At 72.3% G+C, this 25985-nt stretch carries 28 protein-coding genes and 1 tRNA gene; 25 read left to right on the top strand and 4 right to left on the bottom strand.

The window, feature by feature from the left end; all coding sequences use genetic code 11:
• Nucleotides 1–232: 232 nt before the first annotated feature.
• The 14 genes from AB0I68_RS09205 to AB0I68_RS09140 all read left to right on the top strand — a co-directional run bounded on the left by AB0I68_RS09205 (nt 233) and on the right by AB0I68_RS09140 (nt 10736).
• Nucleotides 233–499 (top strand): DUF6284 family protein, encoded by a 267-nt coding sequence (locus AB0I68_RS09205; RefSeq protein WP_363176579.1) that lies wholly within the window; start codon nt 233–235, stop codon nt 497–499.
• Nucleotides 499–801 (top strand): DUF6303 family protein, encoded by a 303-nt coding sequence (locus AB0I68_RS09200; protein WP_363176578.1) that lies wholly within the window; start codon nt 499–501, stop codon nt 799–801. Before AB0I68_RS09205 ends, AB0I68_RS09200 begins: the two co-directional genes overlap by 1 nt.
• The gene (locus tag AB0I68_RS09195; RefSeq protein WP_363176577.1) at nt 798–1808 is read left to right on the top strand and encodes a DUF2637 domain-containing protein; all 1011 of its coding nucleotides are present in this window, start codon (nt 798–800) and stop codon (nt 1806–1808) included. Before AB0I68_RS09200 ends, AB0I68_RS09195 begins: the two co-directional genes overlap by 4 nt.
• Nucleotides 1805–2149, top strand: coding sequence for an RRQRL motif-containing zinc-binding protein (locus tag AB0I68_RS09190; RefSeq protein ID WP_363176576.1), 345 nt, complete (start codon nt 1805–1807; stop codon nt 2147–2149). Before AB0I68_RS09195 ends, AB0I68_RS09190 begins: the two co-directional genes overlap by 4 nt.
• Nucleotides 2150–2180: 31 nt before the next feature.
• Nucleotides 2181–2696 (top strand): hypothetical protein, encoded by a 516-nt coding sequence (locus AB0I68_RS09185; protein ID WP_363176575.1) that lies wholly within the window; start codon nt 2181–2183, stop codon nt 2694–2696.
• On the top strand, nt 2696–3325 hold the full coding sequence (gene traA, locus AB0I68_RS09180) for a plasmid transfer protein TraA (RefSeq protein WP_363176574.1): 630 nt from the start codon (nt 2696–2698) through the stop codon (nt 3323–3325). Before AB0I68_RS09185 ends, traA begins: the two co-directional genes overlap by 1 nt.
• 26 nt (nt 3326–3351) lie before the next feature.
• Nucleotides 3352–5397, top strand: coding sequence for a plasmid transfer protein TraB (gene traB / locus AB0I68_RS09175; protein WP_363176573.1), 2046 nt, complete (start codon nt 3352–3354; stop codon nt 5395–5397).
• A gap of 267 nt (nt 5398–5664) precedes the next feature.
• Nucleotides 5665–6048, top strand: coding sequence for a hypothetical protein (locus AB0I68_RS09170; protein ID WP_363176722.1), 384 nt, complete (start codon nt 5665–5667; stop codon nt 6046–6048).
• 6 nt (nt 6049–6054) lie between these two features.
• Nucleotides 6055–6384 carry a hypothetical protein gene (locus AB0I68_RS09165; RefSeq protein ID WP_363176572.1) on the top strand — a complete coding sequence of 110 codons (330 nt, stop codon included), beginning with the start codon at nt 6055–6057 and terminating at the stop codon, nt 6382–6384.
• Nucleotides 6385–6408: 24 nt separating this feature from the next.
• A complete protein-coding gene (locus AB0I68_RS09160) occupies nt 6409–6588 on the top strand; it encodes a hypothetical protein (protein WP_363176571.1) in 180 nt (59 codons plus the stop codon).
• A 77-nt stretch (nt 6589–6665) separates the two neighbouring features.
• Nucleotides 6666–7589, top strand: coding sequence for a bifunctional DNA primase/polymerase (locus AB0I68_RS09155; protein WP_363176570.1), 924 nt, complete (start codon nt 6666–6668; stop codon nt 7587–7589).
• 196 nt (nt 7590–7785) lie between these two features.
• Nucleotides 7786–8982 carry a DUF3631 domain-containing protein gene (locus AB0I68_RS09150; RefSeq protein WP_363176569.1) on the top strand — a complete coding sequence of 399 codons (1197 nt, stop codon included), beginning with the start codon at nt 7786–7788 and terminating at the stop codon, nt 8980–8982.
• A gap of 198 nt (nt 8983–9180) precedes the next feature.
• Nucleotides 9181–9351 carry a helix-turn-helix domain-containing protein gene (locus AB0I68_RS09145; protein ID WP_266673038.1) on the top strand — a complete coding sequence of 57 codons (171 nt, stop codon included), beginning with the start codon at nt 9181–9183 and terminating at the stop codon, nt 9349–9351.
• Nucleotides 9351–10736 (top strand): site-specific integrase, encoded by a 1386-nt coding sequence (locus tag AB0I68_RS09140; protein ID WP_363176568.1) that lies wholly within the window; start codon nt 9351–9353, stop codon nt 10734–10736. Before AB0I68_RS09145 ends, AB0I68_RS09140 begins: the two co-directional genes overlap by 1 nt.
• Before the next feature lie 206 nt (nt 10737–10942).
• On the opposite strand, the gene AB0I68_RS09135 is transcribed toward AB0I68_RS09140, so the two are convergent.
• Nucleotides 10943–11015: transfer RNA gene (locus AB0I68_RS09135), tRNA-Arg, on the bottom strand.
• A 332-nt stretch (nt 11016–11347) separates the two neighbouring features.
• Between AB0I68_RS09135 and AB0I68_RS09130 the strand changes: the two genes are divergently transcribed.
• The 10 genes from AB0I68_RS09130 (at nt 11348) to AB0I68_RS09085 (ending at nt 21946) form a co-directional block, all read left to right on the top strand.
• Nucleotides 11348–12961, top strand: coding sequence for a GTPase domain-containing protein (locus AB0I68_RS09130; RefSeq protein ID WP_363176567.1), 1614 nt, complete (start codon nt 11348–11350; stop codon nt 12959–12961).
• A 4-nt stretch (nt 12962–12965) separates the two neighbouring features.
• On the top strand, nt 12966–14801 hold the full coding sequence (locus AB0I68_RS09125) for a YfjP family GTPase (RefSeq protein ID WP_363176566.1): 1836 nt from the start codon (nt 12966–12968) through the stop codon (nt 14799–14801).
• Between the two features lie 98 nt (nt 14802–14899).
• Entirely contained in the window at nt 14900–15307 is a 408-nt protein-coding gene (locus tag AB0I68_RS09120; protein ID WP_363176565.1) for a single-stranded DNA-binding protein, read from the top strand.
• A gap of 200 nt (nt 15308–15507) precedes the next feature.
• Complete coding sequence (locus AB0I68_RS09115; protein WP_363176564.1) at nt 15508–16677, top strand: thioester domain-containing protein; 1170 nt, start codon at nt 15508–15510, stop codon at nt 16675–16677.
• Between the two features lie 208 nt (nt 16678–16885).
• Entirely contained in the window at nt 16886–18370 is a 1485-nt protein-coding gene (locus AB0I68_RS09110; protein WP_363176563.1) for a phosphatase PAP2 family protein, read from the top strand.
• 53 nt (nt 18371–18423) lie between these two features.
• Nucleotides 18424–18810 (top strand): hypothetical protein, encoded by a 387-nt coding sequence (locus AB0I68_RS09105; protein WP_363176562.1) that lies wholly within the window; start codon nt 18424–18426, stop codon nt 18808–18810.
• A 9-nt stretch (nt 18811–18819) separates the two neighbouring features.
• The gene (locus tag AB0I68_RS09100) at nt 18820–18963 is read left to right on the top strand and encodes a hypothetical protein (protein ID WP_363176561.1); all 144 of its coding nucleotides are present in this window, start codon (nt 18820–18822) and stop codon (nt 18961–18963) included.
• 130 nt (nt 18964–19093) lie between these two features.
• Nucleotides 19094–20758, top strand: coding sequence for an energy-dependent translational throttle protein EttA (gene ettA / locus AB0I68_RS09095; RefSeq protein ID WP_363176560.1), 1665 nt, complete (start codon nt 19094–19096; stop codon nt 20756–20758).
• Nucleotides 20759–20768: 10 nt separating this feature from the next.
• Nucleotides 20769–21236, top strand: coding sequence for a thioesterase family protein (locus AB0I68_RS09090; RefSeq protein ID WP_363176559.1), 468 nt, complete (start codon nt 20769–20771; stop codon nt 21234–21236).
• Nucleotides 21233–21946 (top strand): hypothetical protein, encoded by a 714-nt coding sequence (locus tag AB0I68_RS09085; protein ID WP_363176558.1) that lies wholly within the window; start codon nt 21233–21235, stop codon nt 21944–21946. Before AB0I68_RS09090 ends, AB0I68_RS09085 begins: the two co-directional genes overlap by 4 nt.
• A gap of 73 nt (nt 21947–22019) precedes the next feature.
• On the opposite strand, the gene AB0I68_RS09080 is transcribed toward AB0I68_RS09085, so the two are convergent.
• Nucleotides 22020–22424, bottom strand: coding sequence for a globin (locus AB0I68_RS09080; RefSeq protein WP_363176557.1), 405 nt, complete (start codon nt 22422–22424; stop codon nt 22020–22022).
• A 178-nt stretch (nt 22425–22602) separates the two neighbouring features.
• Between AB0I68_RS09080 and AB0I68_RS09075 the strand changes: the two genes are divergently transcribed.
• Nucleotides 22603–23547, top strand: a complete 945-nt coding sequence (locus AB0I68_RS09075; RefSeq protein ID WP_363176721.1) for a methyltransferase domain-containing protein — start codon at nt 22603–22605, stop codon at nt 23545–23547.
• A gap of 13 nt (nt 23548–23560) precedes the next feature.
• Here AB0I68_RS09075 and AB0I68_RS09070 read toward each other — a convergent pair whose 3' ends face one another.
• The gene (locus AB0I68_RS09070) at nt 23561–24604 is read right to left on the bottom strand and encodes an FHA domain-containing protein (protein WP_363176556.1); all 1044 of its coding nucleotides are present in this window, start codon (nt 24602–24604) and stop codon (nt 23561–23563) included.
• A gap of 44 nt (nt 24605–24648) precedes the next feature.
• On the bottom strand, nt 24649–25974 hold the full coding sequence (locus tag AB0I68_RS09065; protein ID WP_363176555.1) for a VWA domain-containing protein: 1326 nt from the start codon (nt 25972–25974) through the stop codon (nt 24649–24651).
• Nucleotides 25975–25985 lie beyond the last annotated feature (11 nt).

Below are 25985 nucleotides of genomic sequence, written 5' to 3'. Positions count from 1 at the left end.
GCTGCCATGACCTCCGGGGACTCGGACCGCCCCCGGATCGAGCGGCGCCGTGCGAAGCCCAGTCCGACCCTCACCAACGACCACGGCCGCCGACGCCCGACCCTGCACGCCGGGCGTCGGCGGCCGTGGCTGTTCGTGGATTCGAGCAGCTGCCCCAACTACGTGCGGCCCCGGTGCTGGAACACCAGGGCCGCTGTTCGGGCCCGTTCCTGTGTGAGAGGAGCAAGACCCAATGAAGTTCATCGGTGCTGTTCAGGCGGTTGTTACGGCCGCCGAGGAGTTCGACCGTGAGCCGACAGCCGCGGAGCTGGACGCGATCGAGGTTGAGATGACCGTCATCTCGGCCGAGGTCGAGCTGTTGGACGTACAGATCATGCTGCTGGACCGGCCCGTTTCGGACCTGGACGAGCGGCGGCTGCGCCGGGCGCGGAACCGGGTGCTGGCTGCCCGCCGGGACCTGACCAACCAGGCGGGCGCCCGTTCGCCGGAGGTGGCCTGATGTTCCGGGCGCAGATGTCGAACAGCGGTGGTGCCTGGCGCCTGTACGTCGCGCTCATGGGCGTGTCGAGCTGGCCGGAGCGCCGTTGGTCGCGGGCCGCTTCGATTCCGACCCTGGCCGACCGGGCTCAGGCTCTGGCCGATCTGGGCTACGAGATCCTTCCCGACCGTGAGTGGGAGTGGCTGGAGGACCGGGTGGATCCGTTCAACCCGGGCTCGCCGGTCTTGCTCATCGCGTCTGTTGATGTCCGCCGCACGAGCAACGGGGCGTATCTCCTGCCGGGTGATGGAGGTGCGGCATGAACGCCGTTCACGTCCGTTCAGCAGAGCGCGCACTGTCCGCCGGGATGTGGCTGATCGTGTCCGGGGCGATGCTGTACTCGGTCCTGACGGTCACGCCGCTGATGGCGGCCCACACCCCGGATGAGTGGGACTGGACGGCTCCGATCCTGCCGCTGGTCGTGGATGCCGCCGTGGTGATCGTGGTCCGGCTGGACTCGGTCTTGGCTCGTCTCGGCGGGCATGCCGGAGGCTGGCCGGTGGCACTGCGCTGGATGACCGGGGCGATGACGCTGGCGCTGAACATCGCCGCATCTGCGCTGGTCGGGGACCTGGTCGGGGTTGCGGTTCATTCAGTTGCGCCGCTGCTTCTGATCGTGACGGCTGAGGCCGGCCTCGCCTACCGGCGGGCTCTGACGGCCGCGGTGCTGGCGGTGGAAGCCACGGAGCAGGCCGAGCAGCAGGCCCGTGAGAAGGCTGCTCTGGACCGTGAGGAGGCTCGGCAGCAGCGGGTGCGTGAACGCCGTGACCATGAGGCGCTGATCGCTCGTGAACAGCGTGAACACGAGGCCCGGCTGCTCCGCGAGGAGAACGAGCGGCAGGACCGGATCCGTCGGGAAGACCGGGAGCGCGCCGAGGCCGCCGAGCGTGCCGAGCGGGAGGACCGTGAACGCCGTGCACGCGCGCTTGAACAGCGTGAGCACGAGCGTGAACTGAGTGAACTCCAGGCCGCTCAGCAGCGCGAGCAGGAGGCCCGGCAACGGCGTGAGCGTGAACGCCATGAACGGCAGGCCCTTGCCGAGCAGGCTGAGCGTGAACGCGCGGCCCTCCTCGCCGCCGGACCCGCCGAGGAGAAGTTTCCCGAGGACCGGGCCCGCGGCACGGTCCAGGCCGCGTTCACGGCCGGGCTGCCCGTGAGGGCCGCCGCAGAGCTGACCGGCTGGTCGATCGGCTGGACCTCCACCCGCTACCAGGAACTGCGTGAGGCCGGACACGCCGCTGCCCCCGTCCTTGAAGGGGTCACGTCGTGACATCGGCCGTCCTCCCCGTCTACCGGTGGCGCCTAGCCCCCGAGGGCCTGGCCACCCGCCGTCAGCTCCGTGCCGCTGGGCTCCGGCCGGGTGGTCAGGACGTGGCCGCCCAGGTGGAGCGTCCGCGCCGCTTGCGGGGTCCGATGGTCGCCTATCTCTACCGGGTCGACCGAGCCAAGCCCGTCCGTCCGATGACCGCTGCCCGGTGGGCGGCGCTGGAGCGGGCGAATGCGGCCCGCCGCTGCTGTCCCGCCTGCCGGCGTGATGCCGGATACGTCATACCCGTAGCGCTCGGCATGTGCGTTCCCTGCCATGACCTGACCGAACAGTGCGCCGCCTGAACCCTGCCCTCTGCCTCGAAGGAGTTCCGCTGTGTCTCGCCGTAGCCGCTCGCAGGCCGCTCAGGCCGCCGCTCCCACGACCGTGCACATCCCCCGGCAGCGGGGCCGGGGCCGCCAGGTGCCGCCGGTCATCGTCGTCGTCTCCGAACCCCCCACCCTCACCGCCCGCGCCACGATGGCGACGGGCCGCTTCATGTGGCGCCACCGCCGCGCCTGGGCCCCGACAGGCATTGCCGCCGCGCTCCTCGTGCTGGCCGCGATCCTGCACCTGTTCGCCCCGTGGACGGGCCTGATCGCCGCTGCGGCCGGTCTCGTGCCGCTCGGCCGGTTGGCCTGGATGGCCAAGACCCGCCCGGCCGGCCGGACCGTGTGGGCCTGGCGGATCGCCCTCGCCGTCCTGGCTCTGGCCGGGCTCGGGTGGCTGTCGCTGGCTCTGTGGTTCGGGCCCGCGAGCGCTGCGCTGATGGGCCTCTGGTCGCTGACCACCCTCACCGTTCAGATCCTGTGGCTGACCTCCGGCCGCACCACCTCTAAGGGGCACAGCTGATGGCCGACTTCTCCTCGTGGATGCCGACCAGCGGCATCGGCGCGCAGCGTCCCGGTAACCCTCCGACGGGCGGTCAGCGCCGGACCACCCCGCAGGGCGGCGGGCAGCAGAACCCCGGCGGCCAGGGCGGTGCGGGCCGGTCGAGGACGACCAACCGGAGCAAGTCGCGCGAGTACCACTTCCACATCAACGACAACAACGGCGGCGCCCGCGGCGGCGGAGCCCAGCAGGGCGGGCCTGCGGGTCAGGGCCGGGGCCAGCGCGCCGGGGGGCGGGTTCACAGCCCGCTGGGTGACCCGGAGTTCTTCAACAACGTCGACATCCGCAACTACTGCGAGAGCGGCCGGGGGCTGTTCCTGCAGATGTCGTTCGAGCTGGCCAACGCCGCCGAGCTGCTGAACGCGGTGCTGAAGGAGGTCCCGGATCCCGAGGGGCGGCCGTTCGGGTCACGGATGCGGGCCCGCCGGGTGTCGAAGCGGCTGCAGAAGGCCGCCGAGGACGCCCGGGACACCGCGAAGAACCTGGCCGCGACGTATGCAGCGTTCCAGCGGGAGTTCGATCCCGAACTCGCCCCCTACCAGTCGAAGCGGCCCCGCCAGGGCGGCCGGCGCTTCGACTTCGGCTCCTAACCACCGCCCGGCAAGGAGGTCAGGCCATGTCCAGCACGAAGACCGAGGATCAGCAGCACGACGAGAGGCTGCGCGCCGCCCACGGCGACGGGGGCGGGGTCGGTGAGTACCTGCTCCACCGCGCGAAGCCGCACCTTCCCCCGTGGCTGTCCGGCCTCGGCGTCGGCCTGGCCTCCCTGCCCGCCCATTACTTCTGGTCCGGTGAGGCCGGTGTCACCGCTGGTCTCACCCTCGCTTCGGTCGGCCTGACCGGGCTGACCTGGTGGGCCGGCCGCTCCACCACGCAGCAGCGGCGCCTGCACTCCGCGGTGACGGTTGCCGCTGCGTCCTCGTGGTTCACGGCGGCGGCGATCGCGGGGCCGGCGGCGGGGCCGCTGGGGGAGCTGTACTTCATCGGCGCCCCGGCGCTGGCCCTGTCGTGGAACATCCGCCAGATCCTGCGCCGCAACGTCGACGGACCCAGCGCCGGTGCGGATGGCGGGTTCCTGGAAAAGGTCGGGCTGGCCAAGACGCAGGTGGTCCGCTCCGAGGTCGGCCCGAACAAAGCGTCCTTCGACCTGCAGCTCCCGCGCGGAGAGTTGACTCCCGAGGACGTCTCGAAGAACATCACCCGCATCGCGGGGGCTCTGGACGTGCCGAAGAACGCCATCCGCGTCCAGGAGAACCCGGATTCTGCATCGCGGGTCACCCTCACGGTGGTGCCGCTGGACCTGCTCAAGAACACCGTGCCCTGCCCGGGGCCGTCCAGCCCGGGCGGTTCGATCGCGGACGCGGTCATCGTCGGGATCTACGAGGACGGCACGCCCGTGCCGATGTGGTTCCCCGGCGATCCGAAGGCTGCCCGGAACGCCATGATGCTGTTGCTCATGGGCATGACCGGTTCTGGAAAGTCCGAGGGCGGCCTGACCGCTCTCGCGGAGATCCTCACCCGCCGCGACGTGGTGGTGTGGGCGTCCGACCCGGCCAAGGCCGACCAGACCCTGGGCCCGCTCCTTCCGGCGATCGACTGGGCCGCACTCGACATGCCCTCCACCGTGGCCATGGTCGAAGCCCTCAAGGCTGTCATCCCGGCCCGTACCGCGTGGCTGGCGAAGTACGGCTACAAGCAGTGGGAACCCGCGTGCGCCGAGGTCCAGGCCGACGGGGCGCCCGGCATGCCCTACCTGGTGGCCTGGTTCGAGGAGGCCGCCAAGCTACTCCGCGAGATCGACGAGGACGCGCTGACCGGCATCGCGCAGGAGGCCCGTTCCTCCGGGGTCTCCGTGGTGATTTCCATGCAGCGCGCATCCGGCAACCAGGTCTCCACCGACACCCGCGCCTCCCTCGGCTCCTCCTGGTGCCACGGGGTGCGCACCGAACGCGACGCACAGTTCGCCCTCGACGGTGAGGTCCTGGACGCGGGTGCGGCCCCGCACGTCTGGAAGGACAAGAAGCCCGGCTACTCCTACCTGGTCGCCAACGGCATCCCCGAGGACACCTGGGCCACGCCGCTGCGCGATCACCTGTGCAGCGTGGACTACCTCAAGTGGGTCGTTCTCACCTTCGCCGATGTGCGGGCGCAGATCGATCCGGTCACCGCCGGGGCGGCTGCCCGTGCCGTGGACCGGGCGTTCACCGCCCGCACCCGTCATCCCCTGCCAGGCACCGAGTTGGAGCCCCACGTGGACGGCAGCTACGACGAAGACGGCTACGACGGTGACGAGGACGACTACGACGGCCCGGAGGGCGACGTGTACGACGCCGAGGATGACGAGGAGGAGTTCACCGACCCCGAGGCGGAGCTGCCCGAGGTCGAGAGTGTCGTCGAGTTCACTCAGTCCGTCGAGGAGGCGCCGCGGGTGAAGCTCACGCTGGCCGAGGCCCGGGCCGCGATGGAGGACCTCCTCGACGAGTTCGAGGAGGAGGGCCGCGAGATGGTCCGCCCCGCGGACTTCATGGAGCACTGCGACCGCCACGGCCGCTCCCGCTCATGGGTCTCCGGACAGGTTGCCGCGTTCGTCATGGCGGGCCGTCTGGCTGAGACGAAAGAGGTCGGCCGCTACCGGATCGTCCCGTACCGGATCGCGGCCTGACGCGTCAGACGCGTCTGACACCCCTGACAGCGAACAGCGCCAAAACACAGGTCATACGCGTACGCGAGGGGTGTCAGACGGGTGTCTGACGCGTCTGACACCCCGACCTGACACCCCTGACACCCACATTCGAGCGGGGCCCGAGCCATCCGGCACGGGCCCCGCCCTTCTTCCCCAGGGAGCCCTGCCATGTCCCACGAGACGCAGCCCGTGCCCCTCCGGTACGGGGAGGGTGTCCTCTACCCGCCCGCCTTGCCCGAGCCGCGGATGCTGCCCGCCGAGATACCGCCCGGCGTCCAGTACGTCACCCTCCCCAGCGGCGCCCGGACCCTCGCCTACACCTCCATCGCCCCCACGGTGCCGGTCCCGGCTCCGGTCCAGCGGATCCCGATGTGGGCGAAGACCACCGCCCTGCTCGCCCCGACCGTCGGCGGCGGCATCGCCGCCGCCTCGATCGGCCTCGCCTACGCAGCCCCGGGCCTGATCGCCCTGACCCAAGCCCTCTGGGCTGCCGTAGCCCTCATCGCCGCTGGCGGCGCCGCTCTCCTCCTCGGCCGTACCCGCCAGGCACCGGCCTCCGCGCACATCACGCAGCACGTCACCGCAACCGGCCTCTTCGGTCGGGCTCACGGCAGCATCGGCCACCGGTAGCCGGGCATGGCCGCGTACCAGTACCTCAACTGGGGCGACGCCAGCCACTACGACCGAACCCGGGACCTGCCCTGCGTGCTCTGTAGCAGGCCCACCCCGCTCCGCTCCCACGCGAGCGAAGCCGTCCACAAGGTGTGCGCCGAGGACTGGAACGCCACCAGCCCGGACGAGCCGCGCCGCTACACGCTCCCCGTCAAGGACCAGCCGCAGCACGACGTCGGGACCTGGCGCTTCCACAACGACGGCCCCAACACCCCGACGCTGCACCCCACCAAAGTCACCGAACTGCGCCCGCTCGGCCCGGACGACGGGTCCCTCGAACTGTTCGCCGCATGACCCGCCCTCACTGAGGAGTGCCTGATGCACCGCACCACGCTGTCTCTGAGCGAGCGCATCGCCGGTGCCGCCGCCCTGCTCGCCGGCAAACGCACCGTTCGCTGCCCTCACCCCGGATGCGGCGTGCGGATCCGCTACAGCCACACCACCCCGGAGGAGGCCACGCGCCTCACCGCCTTGGCCACCGACCACACCCGCCACTAACGCCGAGGGCGGCCCCGTCTCGCCAAAGCCGGGCCGCCCTCGTCTCCCAGCCTGCACAAGAACTGGAGACATCCAGCATGACCCAACTGACCTCCGTCCCGCGAGACCTGCAGCCCTCGCTGTTAGCCGCAGCCCTCACTGCCGCCGCCCGCGGCTGGCCCGTCTTTCCCCTCCGGCTGGGGGACAAGCGGCCCGCCCTCCACGGCGAGGAACAGTGCACCCTGACAGGCCCGTGCTTGGGCGGGCACGTGAAGTGGGAGCAGCGCGCCACCACCGACCGGGGCGCGATCGTCCGTTGCTGGTCCCACAAGCCGTACAACGTCGGCATCGCCACCGGCCCGGCCGGGCTGCTCGTGGTGGATCTAGACAAGCCCAAGCCGAACAGCAAGAAGGACGCGCCTGACGGCGCGGCGACCTTCGAGGCGCTCTGCGAGCGCGCCGGGCAGGCCGTCCCCACCACCTACCGGGTGCGGACCCCCAGCGGCGGGCAGCACCTGTACTTCACCGCCCCGGCCGGACTCCGGCTCGGGAACACCGCGGGCAGGCTTGGCCCGCTGATCGACACCCGTGCCTGCGGCGGTTACGTCGTCGCCCCCGGCAGCACCACCCCCATGGGGGCGTACGAGGTCATCAACCCCGCCCCCGTGGCGGAACTGCCCGCGTGGCTCCCCAACCTGCTCGAACCGCCCAAGCCCGCTGCCAGGGTTACACCGCTGAGGCTGCCGGCCGTCAGCGGCACCCTGGCCGCGAGCGCGGCCCTGGAACGCGAATGCGAGGCGGTGCGAACTGCGCCGCCGAAGCAGGCGAACAACACCCTCAACCGCAGCGCCTTCAAGGTGGGGCGCTTCGTCGCGTGGGGCGACCTCCCCCGGCACGAAGTGGAGGAGGCCTTCCAAGCGGCGGGAGAGGCGCGGGAACTCACCGTCGCCGAGTGCCGCGCCACCATCCGCAGCGCACTCGATAGCTCCATCCGCCAGGCCCGGCCCCGGGAAACGGCATGAGCACCCACCCCCATCCCCGCCTGGAAGGCCCCACCAGCACCCCGGACGGCATCAGCTTCGCCGGACCGGCCCCCGCTGCAGCCGGCAGTGGGGCGCCGAGGGTCGTCGCCCGTCAGGGCGTCCGTTCAGCTCTTCGCCCTGACCCGCACTCGACCGTGCCCCGGTGGCACGCCCTGGATGACAGGAGGAATGCCGCATGACCGCGCAGCAGACCATCGATGGGGCCGCCCTGCTCGACGAGATCGAGGCGTTCCACTGCCGGTTCAACGTCTTCCCCACCGAAGCCGCGTTCGTGGCGGTCACGCTGTGGGATGCGCACACGCACCTGCTCGACTGCTTCGACTCCACGCCGAGGCTTGCGTTTCTCTCCCCGGAACCGGCGAGTGGCAAGACCAGGGCCCTGGAGATCGTAGAGACCCTCGTGCCTCAGCCGATGGTCGCCGTGAATGCGTCCGCTTCCGCACTGTTCCGGGCGGTGTCCGGGCTGGAGGCCAGGCCCACGATCCTCTTCGACGAGATCGACACCGTGTTCGGCCCCAAGGCAGGGGAGAACGAACAGCTCCGCGGGTTCCTGAACGCGGGATACCGCCGGATCGGTGTCATGTACCGGTGCGTTGGGGACGGCTCCAATCAGCAGGTACAGGAGTTTCCCTCGTTCTGTGCGGTCGCGGTGGCTGGCCTCGGCTCGCTGCCGGACACGATCCTGACCCGCTCCGTCATCATCCGCATGCGCCGCCGGGCCCGGAACGAGAAGGTCGAGCCCTACCGACAGCGCACCAACGAAGCCGAAGGGAACGCGCTGCGCAAGCGGCTGGGGGAATGGGCCGATTCAGTCCGCGAGCGCGTCCAGGACGCGTGGCCCGAGATGCCGCCGGAGGTCACCGACCGGCCGGCGGACGTGTGGGAGCCGCTCCTCGCGGTTGCAGACGCGGCCGGAGGGCACTGGCCTGCGCGGGCCCGCGCCGCGTGCCTGGAGCTCGTGAACGCGGCGAAGGTCGACGACAAAGGCAGCATCGGTATCCGACTGCTGAGCGATCTCCGCGACCACGTCCTGAACGGCATCGACCGGCTGCCAACCGTGGCCGTGCTGGACCGGCTCTGCTCCCTCGATGAAGCACCCTGGGCTGACATGAGCGGCCGGCCGCTCGACTCCCGGGCGCTGTCGAAGCTGCTCGGGGAGTACATGACCGGGGCCAACACCCCGATCAAGGCCCGCAACATCAAGACCGGAGGCGGGGTCCTGAAGGGGTACTACGCCGCAGATCTCCATGACGCGTGGCAGCGGTACTGCCCTCCGCCCCCCGGAGAGTCCGCTACCTCCGCTACCTCCGCTACTCCGCAGGTCAACGGCACCGAAAAGGTAGCGGACAGCCTCCACACGTCCGCTACCTGAGCGCTACCCCCGCTACCAGCCCCGCGGCACCTGCCCGGGGCCGGTAGCGCATCTATCCGCTACCGCTACCCCTGTCCGCTACCTCGATCACGCCCCTGACCAGGGCGGTAGCGGAGGTAGCGGAGGTAGCGGACCTGACAGGAAGGCCAGAGCGAAGCCTTGGAGGCGGCCTTGACCAACCACACCCGAAAGCGCGGGATGCTCACTGTCCCCGAGGTCTGCGACGAACTCGGCGTCTCGCGGTCGACCTTCTACGACTGGCGGCAGAAGCGGCGGGCCCCGCGCTGCATCAAGCTCCCGAATGGTGACCTTCGCGTTCGACGGGGCGACCTGGAAGCGTGGCTCAACGACTGTGAGGACGCTGCCTGATGGACAGCACGTTCAACATCAAGCTCTGGAAGACCTCGGTTTACAAGGGCACCCGCAAGACCACGCACACCGTTCGTTGGGAGCTGGACGGACGGGAGTGGCGGCAGCCGTTCGGTACCGCTGCTCTCGCAGAGTCTTTCCGCTCGGAGCTTGTTGTCGCTGCCCGTCGTGGTGAGGCTTTCAGCACCACGACGGGACGGCCGCTCTCGCAGCAGTCCACGGCGAGTGCCGTCGACTGGTACGGATTCGCAGTGCAGTTCGCCGATGCCCAGTGGGCGCGCACGTCCGCCAACAATCGCAAGGTTGTCGCGAAGGTTCTGATGGCGGCCACCATCGCCCTGCTGCGCGCTCCGGTGCCGAGTCACCTGGCCGCGGTCGATGTACGTACGGCGCTGCGCGAGTTCGCCTTCAACGTGAAGCGTCGCGACCACGCCTCGCCGGAGATGCTCGCGATCCTCAGATGGGTAGAGCGGAACACGCAGTCGATGGCGGTCTGGGAAGATCCGGCCAAAGTGGAGGCCGTGTTGAGTGCCCTTTCGGCCAAGCTGGACGGGAAGCCGGTCGCAGTGAGCTCTGTCAAGCGCACCACACGGGTTCTCAACGTTGCGATGGAGCATGCGATAAGGCAGCGGATCCTTCGCGAGAACCCGCTGCCGAAGGGGAGAGGTACCTCCCCAAAGACCTCCTCGGCTGTGGACAAGCGATCTCTCGTGAACCCGCAACAGGCCGCCCGCCTGTTGGACGCGATTCGCCGGCGCCCCCGCGGGGGAGAGCGACTTCACGCCATTTTCGCCACGTTGTACTACCTGGGCCTTCGCCCTGAGGAGGCGGTGGCATTGGCCGTCGCCGATGCGCGTCTGCCAGCGGAGGGAGACGTGGACCAATGGGGCGAAGTGTTGATCCATACAGCTCAGCCCGAGGTGGGCGGCAACTGGACGGATTCGGGCGAGATCCACGAAGAGCGGGGACTCAAAGGCCGGGCTGCAGACGACATGAGGTCCGTGCCTTGCCGTCCGGCCTTGACCAGGATCCTGCGTGAGCACGTTGAGCGAGAGGGCCTCAAGCCGGGTGACCTGCTGTTCCAGGGGGAGAAGGGGGACATGCTCGCGGGCTCTGTCATCCGCCGAGCCTGGCGTACGGCACGCGAGCAGGTTCTGACCCCGCATGAGTTCGGGTCTCCGCTCGGGAGGAGGGTGTACGACCTGCGGAACACCTGCTTGACGAACTGGCTCAACGGCGGGATCCCGCCGGCCCAAGTAGCTGACTGGGCCGGCAACAGCGTCCCGGTTCTCCTGGCGACCTACGCCCGGTGCATCAACGGGCAGCTCGCCGATATGAAGCGGCGGATCGAGGAGGGTGGGGACCTGCCGGAGGTGGGCGCCTAGACCTGAGAGGGCCCAGAAAACTTCACCGCGTATTCTCCGCAGCCACCCGTAGAAACCCGGTGACAGCCGGACACACCCGGACCGTCCCGAGCCCACGCCGAGGGCGGCCCGGGGGCTGTACGGCTGACGCAGCGGACCTGGAATGGTGCCCCTGACCTGCACGAAAGCCCTCCCCGGGGGGAGGGCTTGAGGTGGAGCGTGAAGAGTGCCCCCGGCAGGACTCGAACCTGCGGCCAAGTGCTTAGAAGGCACCTGCTCTATCCACTGAGCTACGGGGGCCGGAAGGTGGCCGTGGTGGCCTGGAGCCCCGGGGTGGGGGTGGGACTGTCGTCCGTGCCGGGTCAAGGATAGGGCTCCGGTTGCCTTGTCCCGGTTGCTTCACCCGCGTGACACGATGTGGAGGTTCGGTGAAGCGGTCCCGATAATCGCAGGCAGGTGCGATTCTCGCACCGCTTTTGCGCCGCGGCACCCCTGGTGTTGTGCACTCGTTATGCCTGCGCCCCACTCGTCCGCTGTGTCCAAAAGGTCCCACTGGAGTCGCGATCGGCGCGCAGAGGGCGTATAAGCTTCAAAAATGGGCCCAAATTGGGCATTCTTCGCATGTGGTGACCTTGGATGTTCGGCCTCAGCTGCTCGATGCCCTGTCCGCCCTGCGCGACCGGGTCGCGTCCGTGCGTCTGCCGCTGCCCCTGCCCGGCGCCCCGCGCGCCCGTCAGACCAGAGCCGAGCTGCTCGCGCAGCTCGACGACTACCTCGTACCCCGGCTGAAGGCGCCCGAGGCGCCGCTGCTCGCCGTCGTCGGCGGGTCCACCGGGGCCGGTAAGTCCACTCTCGTCAACTCCCTCGTGGGACGACAGGTGAGCGAGGCCGGCGTACTGCGGCCCACCACCCGCATCCCCGTGCTCGTCTGCCATCCGGATGATCATCACTGGTTCGCCGGAATGCGGGTGCTCCCCGATCTGATGCGGGTCTGGGCCCCGCCGGGCGACGACGACCCGCTCCCCGCCCCCCACCGCGGCTCCCCGCGCGCATTCGGGAACACCGCCGCCACCCGCGAGCTGCGGATCGAGACCGTCGCCGGCCTGCCGCGCGGGCTCGCCATCCTCGACGCCCCCGACATCGACTCCCTCGTGGTCGAGAACCGGACACTCGCCGCCGAGCTCATCTGCGCCGCCGACGTCTGGGTCATGGTCACCACCGCCTCGCGGTACGCCGACGCCGTGCCCTGGCATCTGCTGCGCACCGCCAAGCAGTACAAGGCCACCCTGATCATCGTCCTCGACCGGGTTCCCCACCAGGTGCTCGCCGAGGTCTCGCGGCAGTACGGGGCGCTGCTCACCCGGGCCGGGCTGGGCGACGTACCGCGGTTCACGGTGCCCGAGCTGCCCGAATCGGCCGGCGGGGGCGGGCTGCTGCCCGCCAGCGCCGTCGCCCCGCTGTTCGCGTGGCTCGCCCACCACGCGCAGGACCCGGCCGCCCGGCAGTACGCCGTCGGGCGGACCGCCCTCGGCGCGCTGGACTCCCTCGGGCGCCGGATGCCGGAACTGGCATCCGCCGTCGCGGCCCAGTACGCCGCCGCCGTACGGCTGACCTCGGCCGTGGAGGACGCGTACAAGAGGGAGGGCAAGCGGGTCCGGGGCCGCCTCGACCAGGGCGCCGTACTGGCCGGGGACGCACTGACCCGGTGGCGCGGCTACCCCCTCGACACGAGCGCCGACGAACTGCTCGACTCGCTCGCCGAGTCGCTCGCCGCGCTGCTCCAGTGCGCGGTGGCCGCCGCCGACGAGCGGATCGCCGAGGCCTGGCGTCGCGAGCCGGCCGCCGGGGCGGTGCAGCTGCCCGGGCCCGACCGGGAGGCGGGGGAACGCATCGGCATGGCCGTACGGCGCTGGCGGCGCGTACTGGAGGAACTCGCCGAGGACGAGGTGTCCCGGATCGACAAGCAGCCCGCGCCCCACCCCGACGGGGTCGCCGCCCTGCTGGTCGCCGCCCTCCTCGGCGGCAAGCGGGCCCGGCCCGCCGGGGAGAAGCTCGCCGAGCGGATCGGCGTACAGGCCGCCGTACGGCTGCGCGACCGGGGCGGCGAACTGGTCGCGCAGCACCTGGAGCAGGTGCTGCGCGCCGAACGGGACCGCCGGCTGGCCCCGCTGGAGGCGCTCGAGGTGACCCCGGAACCCCAGGCCGAACTGATCGCCGCGCTGTCCCTACTGCAGAAGGAGAGGTGACGCGGTGACCGCCGTGACCGACCGCACCGACGACCGCTGGGACGACGGATTCATCGCGCGCTCGCGCCGCGTCGGCGTCGGCGGGATCGACGTCGAGGACGGAGACGGCGGGGACGAGGGCGACGACGCGCTCCTCCGTGCCGTCTCCGGCGCCGGGAGTGACGGGGGCAAGGCGCCCTCGCCGCCGCTCAGCCCCGAGGGACAGGCGTTGCGCACGCGCCTCGAAGCGCTGCGCCAGCTGGTCGGGCTCTCGCGGACCCGGCTCGACGGAAAGACCCTCGCCGAGGCCGGCCGGGTGCTCGACGAGGCGGCCGCGCGGCGCGGGCTGTCGCCGCAGCACACGGTCGTCGCGATCGCCGGAGCCACCGGAAGCGGCAAGTCCACGCTCTTCAATTCCCTCGCCGGAGTGCAGATCTCCGAGACGGGGCTGCGCAGGCCGACGACCGCCGCGCCCATCGCGTGCAGCTGGTCGGACGGCGCTGCCGGGCTGCTCGACCGCCTCGAGATCCCGGGCAGGCTGCGCCGCCGGCCGCGCGAGACCTCGGAGGCCGGGGCGCTGCGCGGGATGGTCCTGGTGGACCTGCCGGACCTGGACTCCGCGGTGCGCGCCCACCGCGACCACGTGGACCGGGTGCTCGCCCTGGTCGACGCGGTGGTGTGGGTGGTCGACCCGGAGAAGTACGCCGACGCGGTGCTGCACGAGCGGTACCTGCGGCCGCTGGCCGGACACGCCGAGGTGACGTTCGTCGTGCTGAACCAGGTGGACCGGCTGCCCGGCGAGTCGGCGGACCTCGTACTGGACGACCTGCGGCGGCTGTTGGACGACGACGGCATCGCCCTCGGCGAGCACGACGAGCCCGGCGCCACCGTCCTCGGGCTGTCGGCGCTGACCGGCGAGGGCGTCGGGGAACTCCGCGACCTCCTCGCACAGTTCACCCAGGAGAAGGGCGCCGCGACCCGGCGGATCTGCGCCGACGTCGACCGGGCCGCCGTGCGCCTGCGCCCGCTGTACGTGGCCGACGGCCATCCGGGGCCGGAGATCGGGGAGGCGGCGCGCGCCGAGTTCGAGGACCAGCTCGCGGAGGCGGTCGGGGCGTACGCGGCCGGGCTGGCCGCCGAGCGGGCTTGGCGGCGCAATGCCGGCAAGGCGTGCGGCACCCCGTGGCTGCGGCTGTGGCGCTGGTACGAGAACCGGCGCGCCCCGCGCACGCTGGCCGCCCTGGCGGTGATCGGCGGCCGGGGGTCCGCGGCCGCGCAAGCGCCGGACGAGGAGGAGGTGACCGCGCGTCAGCGGGTGGAACAGGCCGTACGGGCGGTCGCCGACGCGGCGGCCGACGGACTGCCCGACCCCTGGGCGCAGGCGGTGCGGGAGACCGCGGTGCGCGGCGCCGAGCAGCTCCCGGAGGCGCTGGACGAGATCGCGGTGACGCTGGGGCCGGCCGTCGCGGTACCGGGCGCCAAGCCGCCGCGGCCGGCGTGGTGGCCGGCGGCGGTGCTGGCGCAGGCGGCGATGACACTGCTGCAGGTCTACGGCGGGCTGTGGCTGGTCGGGCAGATCGCAGGGGTCCTGGAGCCGAGACTGATGCCGCCGGTGCTGCTGATGGTGGCGGGCATCGTCGGCGGGCCGCTGGTGGAGTGGACCTGCTCGATCGCGGCCCGGGGCCCGGCGCGGCGGTACGGGCAGGACGCGGAGCGGCGGCTGCGGCAGGCGGCGGCCGGCTGCGGGCGGGCCCGGGTGCTGGAGCCGGTGGCGGCGGAGCTGCTGCGCTACCGGGAGGTGCGCGAGCAGTACGCGACGGTGTCCGCAGGGGGGACGAAGTTGTCCACAACCCGCGAGTAGTCCACAGGCCGGAGCGGGAATCGGGAGGCCGGGCCAGCATGGTTCGTACCTCGTGCGGACGGTCCGCGCGGGTACGGATGCGGGGGAGGGCCGCCGGGATGAACGACACCCTGGTGACGCTGGTCGGCTGTGTGGCCACGCAGATCGACTACAAGGAGACGGTGAACGGGCCGTCGGCGCGGTTCCGGTTCGCTGTGACGCCGCGGTACTTCGACCGGCGCAAGGACGCCTGGACGGACGGGTCCACCAGCTTCTACACCGTGTGGGCGCGGCGCACGCTCGCCGTGAACCTGGCCGGTTCCGTCGCGGTGGGCGAGCCGCTGGTGGTGCACGGGCGGCTGCGGGTCCGGGAGGATCCGCCCGACGGGGAGGGCAACCGGTGGTTCTCGGCGGAGATCGACGCGATGGCCGTCGGCCATGACCTGAACCGGGGGACGGCGGCATTCCGGAGAGTCGTCAAGGCCGACCCCCCGCTGATGGCCTCTCAGAAGGCGGCGGTGGTCTGAGTGTTCGAGGCGGTTAGGATTCCCCGATACTCACGGGCACCTGGGTCATTGGCCCGAAGGGGAAGACTGTGTCGATTGCCGTTCCCGCATCCTCCGCTCCTGATTCCGTTCCTTCTTCGCTCACTGCTGCGGTCGCTTCCGCCATACCCGCCGCTCCTGTTGCGTCTGGGCCTGCCGTGCCCGCCGCTCCTGTTGCGGGCGTGGCGCCTGTACGGGCCTCGGCGCGGCGGCCGTTGGCGGCGGCTCTGCTCGCCGCGGCCCTGGCCGCCGCCCCGGCCGCGCGGGCGGCCGCCGACTCCGGGACACCCGCGCCCCGGACACCGGAGGGCGCGAGCGCCGTGCTGGACGGGCTGAAGACGTACGGGCAGGCGGTCCTGCACGGCAAGGACGGGTCGGTCCGGCAGATTCCGGCCGGGCTGTACGAGATGCGGGTCGACGGCGGCGGGATGCTCCAGACCTACGGGGTCGGCGTGGCGGGCAACGCCCAACCGCAGGCCCGGTACAGGGAGAGCGGCTGGAGCGGCAGCCTGCTCGCCGGGAACGGGGAAGCGGGCCGGATCCGCTGGGTCCTCGAGCACTCCTATCCGCAGCTGAACGATCTCGCCGGACTGGCCAAGGCGGCCGGGGCCGGGGCCCTGACCACCGAGAGCGCGGCCGCCGGGACCCAGGTCGCGATCTGGCGGCTCGCGGACGGGGCGCAGGTGGAGGCCGCGGACCCGGCGGCGGAGAAGCTGGCCGACTACCTCCAGCGGTCGGCGGGCAAGCTCCCGGAGCCGCCGGCCTCGCTGGGGCTGGACCCGGAGAGCGTGTCCGGGCCCGTGGGCACCCGCCTCGGGCCGGTCACCGTGCGGACCGGGGCGCAGAGCGTGACGGTCACCCCGGACGCGGCGGCCGTGGCCATGGGCGTGCGGGTGGTGGACGCCGAGGGGCGACCGCTCACCACCGCGGCCAACGGGAGCCGGCTGTACTTCGAGGTGCCGGCGGGCACCCCGGACGGCGCGGCCTCGGTCACCGTCCAGGGCTCCACGAAGGTGCCGGTCGGGCGGGTCTTCACCAGCGGGGTGCCGGCCCAGGCGCAGATCGTGGCCGGCTCCAGCGAGTCCGCGACGGCGGCCAAGGCGAGCGCCGTCTGGCCGCAGCCCGTCGTGGCCGAGAAGGGCACCACCGGCGAAGCGCCCGCCGTGACCCAGGGCGCGGCCGCGGCAGCGGCTTCGTCGGAGTCCACCACGGACGAGGAGCGGCTCGCCACCAGCGGCAGCTCCGCCGCCACCCCGGTCATCGCCTCGCTGGCGGTGGGCCTGGTGGTGCTGGGCGGCCTGGTGGTGCTCCTGCTCCGCAAGCGCCCGCTGGACGAGGAGGACCAGCCCTAGGAGCGACCGGACGCCCTCGGGGAGGGGGCCCTGGGGCAGCGGCACCTTGCCCATGAGGTCGCTCCGGTGCTCCGATCGTTCGGTTGCCCGGTTGCCCGGTTGCCCGGTTGCCCGGTTGCCCGGGAGTCCCGGCATCCGGTCGATCGGGGGTACGGCCGGTTGGCGGGGGTGCTGATTCCGGGGGCGGGGGTCCGGGTAAGTGCAGGAAATGGCCGATCAGGAGCTGACCTGGCGGGGCGCTGCCGCGCGGTGGGACCGGAAGCTGTTCGACGAGGTGGCCCGCCGGCACTGGCCCGCGGCCGACCGGATGCTGCCGCGACTCGGGCGGGCCGCGAACCACGGGGTGCTGTGGGGCGGGGCAGCCGCGGCGATCGCCGTCCTCGGCTCGGCCGGGGCCCGCAGGGCGGCGCTGCGTGGAGCCGCCTCGCTGGCGCTGGCCTCGGCGGCCGTCAACACCGTCGGCAAGTGGTCCGTACGCCGCCCCCGGCCGCTGCTGGAGGGGGTGCCCGAGGTACGGCGGCTCGTGACGCAGCCGCAGACCACCTCGTTCCCGTCCGGGCACTCGGCGTCGGCGTTCGCGTTCACCACCGGGCTGGCTCTGGAGGCGCCCGGCTGGGGCGCCGCGCTGGCCCCGGTGGCCGTTTCGGTGGCGTTCTCCCGCGTGTACACGGGGGTCCACTACCCGTCCGACGTGGTGGCGGGGGCGGCGCTGGGCGTGGCCGCGGGCCTGGTCGTACGCCGCCTCGCACGCGGCGTCGGGGAGGCGCGGGTCGTGCCGGGCGACGAGCGGGCGGCCACCGAGGCGCCGGCGCTGCCGGACGGGGCCGGGCTCACCGTGGTGGTCAACAACGGGTCGGGCACGGCCGCCGACGCGGGGCTCGGCGTACTGCGCGCCCGGCTGCCCAAGGCCGAGGTGGTCGAGTGCAAGGGCCCGGAGCTGCCCGCGGAGCTGGCGGCGGCGGCCGCCCGGGCCACCGTGCTCGGGGTGTGCGGCGGCGACGGCACGGTCAACGCGGCCGCCACCGCCGCCCTGCGGGCCGGGGTGCCGCTCGCGGTGTTCCCCGGCGGCACGCTCAACCACTTCGCCCTGGACCTCGGCCTCGCCGGAGCCGAGGACACCTGCCGCGCCCTCGCCGCCGGCGAAGCGGTCCGCGCCGCGGTGGGCCGCTTCACCCCGGGCCCCGACCCCGAGGACGGCCGCTCCGGTCACTTCCTGAACACCTTCAGCATCGGCGCGTACCCGGAGCTGCTGCGGCACCGCCTGCGCTGGGAGCCTTGGATCGGCGGCGGGCCCGCCGCGCTCCTGGCCGCCTGGCAGGTGCTGCGCGCGGAGCGCCCCGTACGGCTCCGGCTGGCCGGGAGGCCCAGGAGCGTCTGGCTGCTCTTCGCGGGCAACGGCACCTACCACGGCACCGGCCCCGCCCCCCGCCGCCGCGACAGCCTCGGCGAGGGCCTGCTCGACGTCCGCCTCGTCCACGGCGGCGGCCGCCCCGGTCCGCGCCTGTTCGCCGTCGCGCTCACGGGCCCGCTGAGCCGGTCCCCCGTCCACACGGCCACCCGCCTGCGCAGCCTGCGCATCGCGGAGATCCCGGCCGGCACCCCGCTGGCCTACGACGGGGAGTACGCCCACGCTCCCGCCGCCCTCGTCCTCGACGTCCTCCCGGACGCCCTGACGGTCTACCGCCCCCGCTGAAAAGGTGCCCGCGGCTCCGCGTCCCCGCCCCGAGGGCTGTCCCGTCATCCCCGGTGGATCAGCGCGCGGCGTCAGGTGCGGTGCACCGCAAGGCGCAGCGGCGCCCCAAACCGGGCGCATTCGGGCGCCCCGACAGCGCGGCGGGGCGCCGTAGCCGGCGTCGTACGCCCGCCGGGGATTGCGGGAGAGCCTTCGGGGTCGGGGACCTGACGACGGTCTACGTACCGGACGGCAGCCGGATCGGCACGCCGGAGGACTTCCGGCCGCTGACGGCTGAATCCGTCTACGGCCCCGGGGGCTGCCCCGGGCGGAACCCGGACAGCCTCGACGACCGCCTCCGGGGCGGCTTCGGCGCCCCCGAGAACGGCGACTTCGCGATCGGGCGGCGCGACCACGAGGCGCCCCGGCGGGCGCTCGGCCACCCCGGGACCGCCCGCTGACCGGAAGGCGTGCTCACGCGCTGTCACCCGACGGACCGCGAGCGCGTCGCCGAGGAGCCGGCGCGGGCGCGCGCCGGCCGGAGGCCGACGCTGTTCGACTTCCTGACGGAGATCTTCGAGGGGCAGGTCCCGGGCGCCCTCCGCCTCCGCTGACCTGCCCGAAGTCCCTCCGGAGGGCCGCCCCGGGCGGGGCTCCGGGGACCATACGGGTTTCCCCCGGGGGATGGACGTACGGCAAGATGGGGTGTATCTGCCCACCCATCGATCTGCCGGACGGTTTCTCTTGGCTGAGTTCATCTACACCATGCGCAAGACGCGCAAGGCGCACGGCGACAAGGTGATTCTTGATGACGTCTCCTTGAACTTCCTGCCCGGCGCGAAGATCGGTGTGGTCGGCCCGAACGGTGCCGGTAAGTCCACCGTTCTGAAGATCATGGCGGGCCTGGAGCAGCCGTCCAACGGCGATGCCTTCCTGTCGCCCGGCTTCACCGTCGGCATCCTCATGCAGGAGCCCAAGCTCGACGAGTCGAAGACGGTCCTGGAGAACGTCCAGGACGGCGCCGCCGACATCATGAAGAAGCTCAAGCGCTTCAACGAGGTCGCCGAGCTCATGGCGACCGACTACACCGACGCCCTCATGGACGAGATGGGCAAGCTCCAGGAGGACCTGGACCACGCCAACGCGTGGGACCTGGACGCCCAGCTGGAGCAGGCCATGGACGCCCTGGGCTGCCCGCCCGGCGACTGGCCGGTCACCACCCTCTCCGGTGGCGAGAAGCGCCGCGTGGCGCTCTGCAAGCTGCTGATCGAGGCCCCGGACCTGCTCCTCCTCGACGAGCCCACCAACCACCTCGACGCCGAGTCGGTGAACTGGCTGGAGCAGCACCTCTCGAAGTACGCGGGCGCCGTCGTTGCCGTCACCCACGACCGCTACTTCCTGAACAACGTCGCCGAGTGGATCCTCGAGCTCGACCGCGGCCGCGCGCACCCCTACGAGGGCAACTACTCCACCTACCTGGAGAAGAAGGCCGCCCGTCTCAAGGTCGAGGGCCGCAAGGACGAGAAGCGCCAGAAGCGCCTCAAGGAAGAGCTGGAGTGGGTCCGCTCCAACGCCAAGGGCCGCCAGACCAAGTCCAAGGCCCGTCTCGCCCGCTACGAGGAGATGGCTGCCGAGGCGGACAAGATGCGGAAGCTGGACTTCGAGGAGATCCAGATCCCGCCGGGCCCGCGTCTGGGCTCGATCGTGGTCGAGGTCAACAACCTCTCCAAGGCGTTCGGCGACAAGGTCCTCATCGAGGACCTGTCCTTCACGCTGCCGCGCAACGGCATCGTCGGCATCATCGGCCCCAACGGCGCCGGCAAGACCACGCTCTTCAAGATGATCCAGGGCCTGGAGGCGCCGGACTCCGGCTCCGTCAAGGTCGGCGACACGGTCAAGATCAGCTACGTCGACCAGTCCCGCGCCAGCATCGACCCCAAGAAGACCCTCTGGGCGGTCGTGTCGGACGAGCTGGACTACATCAACGTCGGCCAGGTCGAGATGCCGTCCCGCGCGTACGTCAGCGCGTTCGGCTTCAAGGGCCCGGACCAGCAGAAGCCGGCCGGTGTCCTGTCCGGTGGTGAGCGCAACCGCCTGAACCTGGCGCTGACGCTCAAGGAGGGCGGCAACCTGCTGCTCCTCGACGAGCCCACCAACGACCTCGACGTCGAGACCCTGTCCTCGCTCGAGAACGCGCTGCTGGAGTTCCCCGGCGCGGCCGTGGTCATCTCCCACGACCGCTGGTTCCTCGACCGGGTCGCCACGCACATCCTGGCGTACGAGGGCGAGTCCAAGTGGTACTGGTTCGAGGGCAACTTCGAGTCGTACGAGAAGAACAAGATCGAGCGTCTCGGCCCGGACGCGGCCCGTCCGCACCGTGCCACCTACAAGAAGCTCACGCGAGGCTGAGGCCGAAACCATGGCCAGACACCACTACCGGTGCCCCCTGCGCTGGGCGGACATGGATGCCTTCGGGCACGTCAACAACGTCGTCTTCCTCCGCTATCTGGAGGAGGCGCGGATCGACTTCATGTTCCGCCTCGCGCCGGGGGAGGGCAGCGAGTCCTTCACGGGCGGCTCCGTCGTGGCCCGCCACGAGATCGACTACAAGCTGCCCCTCGTGCACCGTCACGAGCCGGTCCTCATCGAATCCTGGGTGACCCGGATAGGCGCCGCGTCACTGACCATCCGCTATGAGGTCAAGGACGAGGCGACCGAGGACGCACCCGAGACGGTGTACGTGCGCGCCGAGACCGTGGTCGTGCCCTACAACCTCGCCGAGGGGCGGCCCCGCCGCATCACGGCCGAGGAGAAGCGCTTCCTCGAGGAGTACCTCGACGAGCCGGCCGGCAAGGCCAAGGGAGCCGAAAGGCGCCTGGCGGCATGACCGAGCAGCTGTGCTTCGCCGACTCCGGGGAGGCGGCGGACCTCGCCGCCTTCCTGGGCCGGCTGGTGCACTACGACCGGGCCGCCGCGGTCCGCCTCCAGGCGAACGGCGGCGCGCTCGCCGTCTTCGGACGGCCGGCATCCTTCGAGGTGCTGGCCATCCGCACGGTGCGGCTCGCCGTGCCCGTCTCCCGGCCGCTGGACGTGACCGTGTCCGCCGGCGAGCTGCTGGAAGCCGTGGACGAGGCCGCCGCGAGCGCCGCCGTGCCCGGGCCGGTCACCGGCCCGCCCTGGACCGGGGTGCTCCCGCCCCGCGGCGGCTGGCAGCAGCTGCCCGGGCTGCCCGGTCCCGAGGGGATACGGGCCGCCGTGGCCGCTTCCGTCGCCGAATTCCGGGCCCGTGACGAGGCCCTGCCCCCGCAGCACCGGACCCGGTCCGAGCGGGACCGCATCGGCCGCGAGATCTGGTCCCGGACACTGGGCGACACCGAGCTGCCGCTGCGCGCCGTGCACGCCGCGCAGTCCCTGGGCTTCCTGCGGCCGATCCGGTCGGTCGTGGCGAGCGGTGCCTGCGCGCCCGGCGCCCCCGACCCGGTGGCCCTGCTCGCCTCCGGCGGCTGGCTCCGGCTGCGCACCCCGTACGGCTCGATCGCGATGCGCCGCCCCGGCGGCATCGGCGGCCTGGGCGCCCTCCAGATCCGGCCGGTCTAGCCTGCGGCTGGGCTGGGCTGGGCTGCGGCTTCCGCTCGGCGTTCCGCGTTCCCCGTGCGGGCTCTCGTACGAGCTAGCCCGTGGTGTTGATCATCGATGCGGCGGCGTACGTCAGGTACCGCCACAGCTGCGCCTCGTGCTCCGGCGCCATGCCCAGCTCGTCCACCGCCACGCGCATGTGCCCCAGCCACGCGTCGTGCGCAGCCGCGTCCACCTGGAACGGGGCGTGCCGCATTCGCAGGCGCGGGTGGCCGCGGTTATCGCTGTACGTGTTCGGGCCGCCCCAGTACTGCATCAGGAACAGGGCGAACCGCTCCTCGGCGGGGCCGAGGTCCTCCTCCGGGTACATCGGGCGCAGCAGCGGGTCCTCCGCGACCCCCTGGTAGAAGCGCCGCACCAGGCGGCGGAACGTCTCCTCGCCGCCCACCTGCTCGTAAAACGTCTGCTCCTGAAGCGTGCCCCGCGGAATCTCATTCACCCGACCATCGTCTCAGACGCCCGGACGGGGGACCGAGGACTTGGGACCACCGTTCGCCTCCCGGGCCCGGCAGCAGGACAGTGGAGCCATGGGTGCACACTCCGCACGCTCCGCCCACCCCGCGCACGCCGCAGGCACCGTCCGCCCCGAGCCCGCCGCGCACGCCGAGACACGGGATCTGCGGGACGCCGCCCACGCCGCGCAGGTGTGGGAGCTGACCGCCGCCGGCGTGCTGCAGGATCCCGCCTGGCGGGCGGCCTTCGCGGCGGTGCCCCGGCACGTCTTCGTCCCGTACTTCTTCACCGGCCGCGGCGCCGGCCACGAGCGCCTGTGGGGCGAGGACCCGGACCCGGCCCACCGCGCCCGCTGGCTGCGCGGGGTCTACACGGACGCCCCGCTCGCCACCCGGCTCCGCGACGGCGAACTGGTCTCCTCCAGCAGCCAGCCGTCCCTGATGGCGAAGATGCTGCAGGCGCTGGACGTCCGCGACGGGGACAACGTGCTGGAGATCGGCGCCGGCACCGGCTACAACGCCGCGCTGCTCTGCCACCGGCTCGGCGACGAGCGGGTCACGACGGTGGACCTGGACGAGGAGATCACCGAGTCCGCGCGGGCACACCTGGCCCAGCTCGGCTACCGGCCGACCGTGGTCACCGGAGACGGCGCGCGCGGCTGCCCCTCCCGGGCCCCGTTCGACCGGATCCTGGTGACGTGCACGCTGCCGCTGATCCCGCACGCCTGGCTCGGCCAGTGCCGGCCCGGGGCGCGGATCCTGGCCCCGCTGTCGACCGGGCTGATCGCGCTCAGGGTCCGGGACGCCGACTTCGCCGAGGGCCGCTTCCTGCACACCTCGGCGTACTTCGTCCCGCTGCGCGGGGCCACGGCCTCGCCGACCGCGCCCGGGGTGCCGTACGGGCTGCCGTACGAGCTGGTGGAGAACGAGCGCTTCCAGTTCATGCTCGTGCTGACCGCGGGCGCGCTGCACCCGCGCGAGGCCCTGGACCTGTGGCGCGGCGAGGGCCGGCCGGGCCGCGAGCGGTTCGGGGTGACGGTCAGCACCGAGGGGCAGTGGTCGTGGCTCGACGACCCCCAGGGCCCGTACGTATGGCCCCTGGGGGAGTAGCAGAGCCGAGGGCCTAGCTCCGGCGGATGGTGATCGTGGTCCAGGCGCCCACGTGGACCCGGTCGCCGTCGGTGAGGGGGACCGGGACGTAGGGCTGGATGGGCTCCTCGCCGCCGTTGACGGTGGTGCCGTTGGTGGAGTTCTGGTCCACCACCGCCCAGCTGAGGTCGGGCTGCTGGACGAGCACCGCGTGCTGGTGGGAGACGCCCGGGTCCTCCGGGGGCACCGACAGGTCGATGTCCGGGGACTCGCCCGTCGAGGCGCGGCGGCGGCCGATGGTGATCTGGCCGCCGGAGAGCGGCAGATGCTGCTCCGGGGAGTACGCGGGCAGGTTGAGCCCGGCCGCCTCGGGGCCGCTGCGCTGCATCATCGCCATGAAGTACGAGCGGTCGGGGCCGATCGTCGCGCTCCAGGCGCCGGTGCTCTGGGGCGGGAACGGCTGCTGTTGCTGATGTTGTTGCTGCTGAGGCTGGTGCGCCTGCTGGTACTCCTGCTGCTGCGGGTACTCCTGCTGCCGGTACTCCTGCGGCGGCGGGGCCTGCTGCTGGTACTGCTGCTGCGCCGCCTGCTGCGGGGGCTGCGGCTGGGGCTGCTCGTGCGCCGGCGGTGGCAGCAGCCAGTCGTCCTCGCGCTGCAGCGGCTCCGCCGGCCGGTTGACCCGGGACGGCCGAGAGCCCTGGTACTCGAAGTGGTCCTGGGAGAAGGGCGCCGGGGCAGGCACCGGCGGCGCCGGGGGCGCGGGCGGCGGAGGCGGCGGGGTGGCCCCTGCGCCGTTCCCGCCGACGGCTCCGCCATCCGTGCCGAGCGGCGCGTACGAGGTCGCCGAGCGCGTCAGGAAGTTGTACCGGCACTCCTCGCAGAACGGGGCCATGGCCTCGCGCGGGGTCCGGCACTGCGGGCAGAGCTCCGCCTGGGCGGTCGGCTCACCGGTGGTGGGAGGGTAGCCGTAGCCGTAGGAGGGCGCCGCGGGCGCACCCGCGGCGGCAGCCATGCGGTGGCCGCAGACCTCGCACCAGTCGTCGGAGGCGGACTGGTGCCCGTTCGGGCAGGTCGGCATGGCGGCTCTTCCCCCTTCAGCCTGCGTCATCGCGTCAGGTCTTCTCAGGTCTTCTTCACTCGGACGGTCTGGGTCGAACGCGTTTCGAGGGTCATCTCGTCGGCATCCGCGACCTTCGCTTTCAGCCGCACAGTACCCGCAGCGGCATCGACGACATCCACCACCTTCGCGAGCAGTTTGGCCGTGTCCGCGTTTCCGGAGGCACTGGCCAGCTGCACGGCACGGCCGAGCTTGGCCGTGGCGCCGCCGACATCGCCCAGTTTGCGCGCTTGCAGCCCCTGTTGGATAGCCTGCGCGAGCTCCGCCTGCCCCGTGTAGTGGGCGACCTGCGGATTGATGGCGGTGGAGGCGGCCAGATCGTCCGTCCACACCGCCCGGACCAGTCCCTGTGCGAGCGCGGCCGGCGGTTCGCCCGGCGCGCCGGGGAGGATGAGCGTGGCCCGGGCGGCCAGCATCTCCTGACCGACGGACGCGGCGGGGACCCGGACGCACACGTGGTACTCGCGGGACTCGTCGCCCCAGGACCCGGTCGGATAGTCACCGGCGCGCGGGCCCGCCTCGCTGCGGCGGTCGCTGAGGTCCTGGACGGTGGGCGCGACCTGCTTGACGTACTGGATCTCCACGCCGACCGGGGTCCACAGGCGCAGCGCGACGTCCGCGACCTCCTTGCCCATGACGTTCTCCATCATGCGCGTGAAGTCCTCGGTGAGGTGCGCCGGGTCGGCCACGATGTCGGCCGAGCCGAGCAGGGCGCTCGCGATGCCGGTGACCTCCTTGACCTCCCAGTCCGTCCCCACCCCGCGGGCGTCGCAGGTGAAGCGGCCCGCGCAGGCCTCGAGGGTGGCGCGGAGCACGGCCGGTTCCTCGTGCTCGTTGCGGCCGTCGGTGAGCAGGATGCCGTGCCGGATGGTGGCGGAGGACTGGCGCAGCAGGCCGTCGGCGAGGCGCAGCCAGGTCCCGATGGCGGTGCCGCCGCCGGAACTCAAGGCCCGCAGGGCCTCCTTGGCCTGGGCGCGGGTGGCCGGATCGGCGACGGCGAGGCGGCCCTGGCCGGGGTAGACCTCCTTGGCCACGTGCGTGCCGGCGATGACGGCGAACGCGGTGCCGTCGCGCAGGGTGTCGATCGCGGCGGCGGTGGCCTCGCGGGCGCCGCGCATCTTGTCCGGCGGGTACTCCATCGACCCCGAGCAGTCCACCATGATCACGACCGCGGCCGAGCCGTGGGCGGCCGCGGCGCGGGTGGCGGCGGCGCCGCCCGTGGACGTGACCGTGACGATGGCGTGGACGTCCCGCCCGCCCTCGGGGAGGAACTCGTTCTGGTACACCTCCACGCTGAAGCGCGGGGCGCTCGGCTTGGCGAAGTTCGCCATCGGCTGGACTC

It is taken from the genome of Streptomyces sp. NPDC050448, assembly GCF_040655295.1.
In the GTDB taxonomy this organism is placed as follows: Bacteria; Actinomycetota; Actinomycetes; order Streptomycetales; family Streptomycetaceae; genus Streptomyces.
The sequence above is the reverse complement of the archived record's forward strand: the minus strand, read 5'-3'. Positions and strand labels throughout refer to the sequence as shown.

What these genes read in the sequence shown, in the direction of transcription:
- AB0I68_RS09205 (WP_363176579.1), top strand. Translation starts at nt 233, where the DNA reads ATGAAGTTCATCGGTGCTGTTCAGGCGGTTGTTACGGCCGCCGAGGAG.
- AB0I68_RS09200 (WP_363176578.1), top strand. Translation starts at nt 499, where the DNA reads ATGTTCCGGGCGCAGATGTCGAACAGCGGTGGTGCCTGGCGCCTGTAC.
- AB0I68_RS09195 (WP_363176577.1), top strand. Translation starts at nt 798, where the DNA reads ATGAACGCCGTTCACGTCCGTTCAGCAGAGCGCGCACTGTCCGCCGGG.
- traA (WP_363176574.1), top strand. Translation starts at nt 2,696, where the DNA reads ATGGCCGACTTCTCCTCGTGGATGCCGACCAGCGGCATCGGCGCGCAG.
- traB (WP_363176573.1), top strand. Translation starts at nt 3,352, where the DNA reads ATGTCCAGCACGAAGACCGAGGATCAGCAGCACGACGAGAGGCTGCGC.
- AB0I68_RS09170 (WP_363176722.1), top strand. Translation starts at nt 5,665, where the DNA reads ATGCTGCCCGCCGAGATACCGCCCGGCGTCCAGTACGTCACCCTCCCC.
- AB0I68_RS09165 (WP_363176572.1), top strand. Translation starts at nt 6,055, where the DNA reads ATGGCCGCGTACCAGTACCTCAACTGGGGCGACGCCAGCCACTACGAC.
- AB0I68_RS09160 (WP_363176571.1), top strand. Translation starts at nt 6,409, where the DNA reads ATGCACCGCACCACGCTGTCTCTGAGCGAGCGCATCGCCGGTGCCGCC.
- AB0I68_RS09155 (WP_363176570.1), top strand. Translation starts at nt 6,666, where the DNA reads ATGACCCAACTGACCTCCGTCCCGCGAGACCTGCAGCCCTCGCTGTTA.
- AB0I68_RS09150 (WP_363176569.1), top strand. Translation starts at nt 7,786, where the DNA reads ATGACCGCGCAGCAGACCATCGATGGGGCCGCCCTGCTCGACGAGATC.
- AB0I68_RS09145 (WP_266673038.1), top strand. Translation starts at nt 9,181, where the DNA reads ATGCTCACTGTCCCCGAGGTCTGCGACGAACTCGGCGTCTCGCGGTCG.
- AB0I68_RS09140 (WP_363176568.1), top strand. Translation starts at nt 9,351, where the DNA reads ATGGACAGCACGTTCAACATCAAGCTCTGGAAGACCTCGGTTTACAAG.
- AB0I68_RS09120 (WP_363176565.1), top strand. Translation starts at nt 14,900, where the DNA reads ATGAACGACACCCTGGTGACGCTGGTCGGCTGTGTGGCCACGCAGATC.
- AB0I68_RS09110 (WP_363176563.1), top strand. Translation starts at nt 16,886, where the DNA reads ATGGCCGATCAGGAGCTGACCTGGCGGGGCGCTGCCGCGCGGTGGGAC.
- AB0I68_RS09090 (WP_363176559.1), top strand. Translation starts at nt 20,769, where the DNA reads ATGGCCAGACACCACTACCGGTGCCCCCTGCGCTGGGCGGACATGGAT.
- AB0I68_RS09085 (WP_363176558.1), top strand. Translation starts at nt 21,233, where the DNA reads ATGACCGAGCAGCTGTGCTTCGCCGACTCCGGGGAGGCGGCGGACCTC.
- AB0I68_RS09070 (WP_363176556.1), bottom strand. Translation starts at nt 24,604, where the DNA reads ATGCCGACCTGCCCGAACGGGCACCAGTCCGCCTCCGACGACTGGTGC.
- AB0I68_RS09065 (WP_363176555.1), bottom strand. Translation starts at nt 25,974, where the DNA reads ATGGCGAACTTCGCCAAGCCGAGCGCCCCGCGCTTCAGCGTGGAGGTG.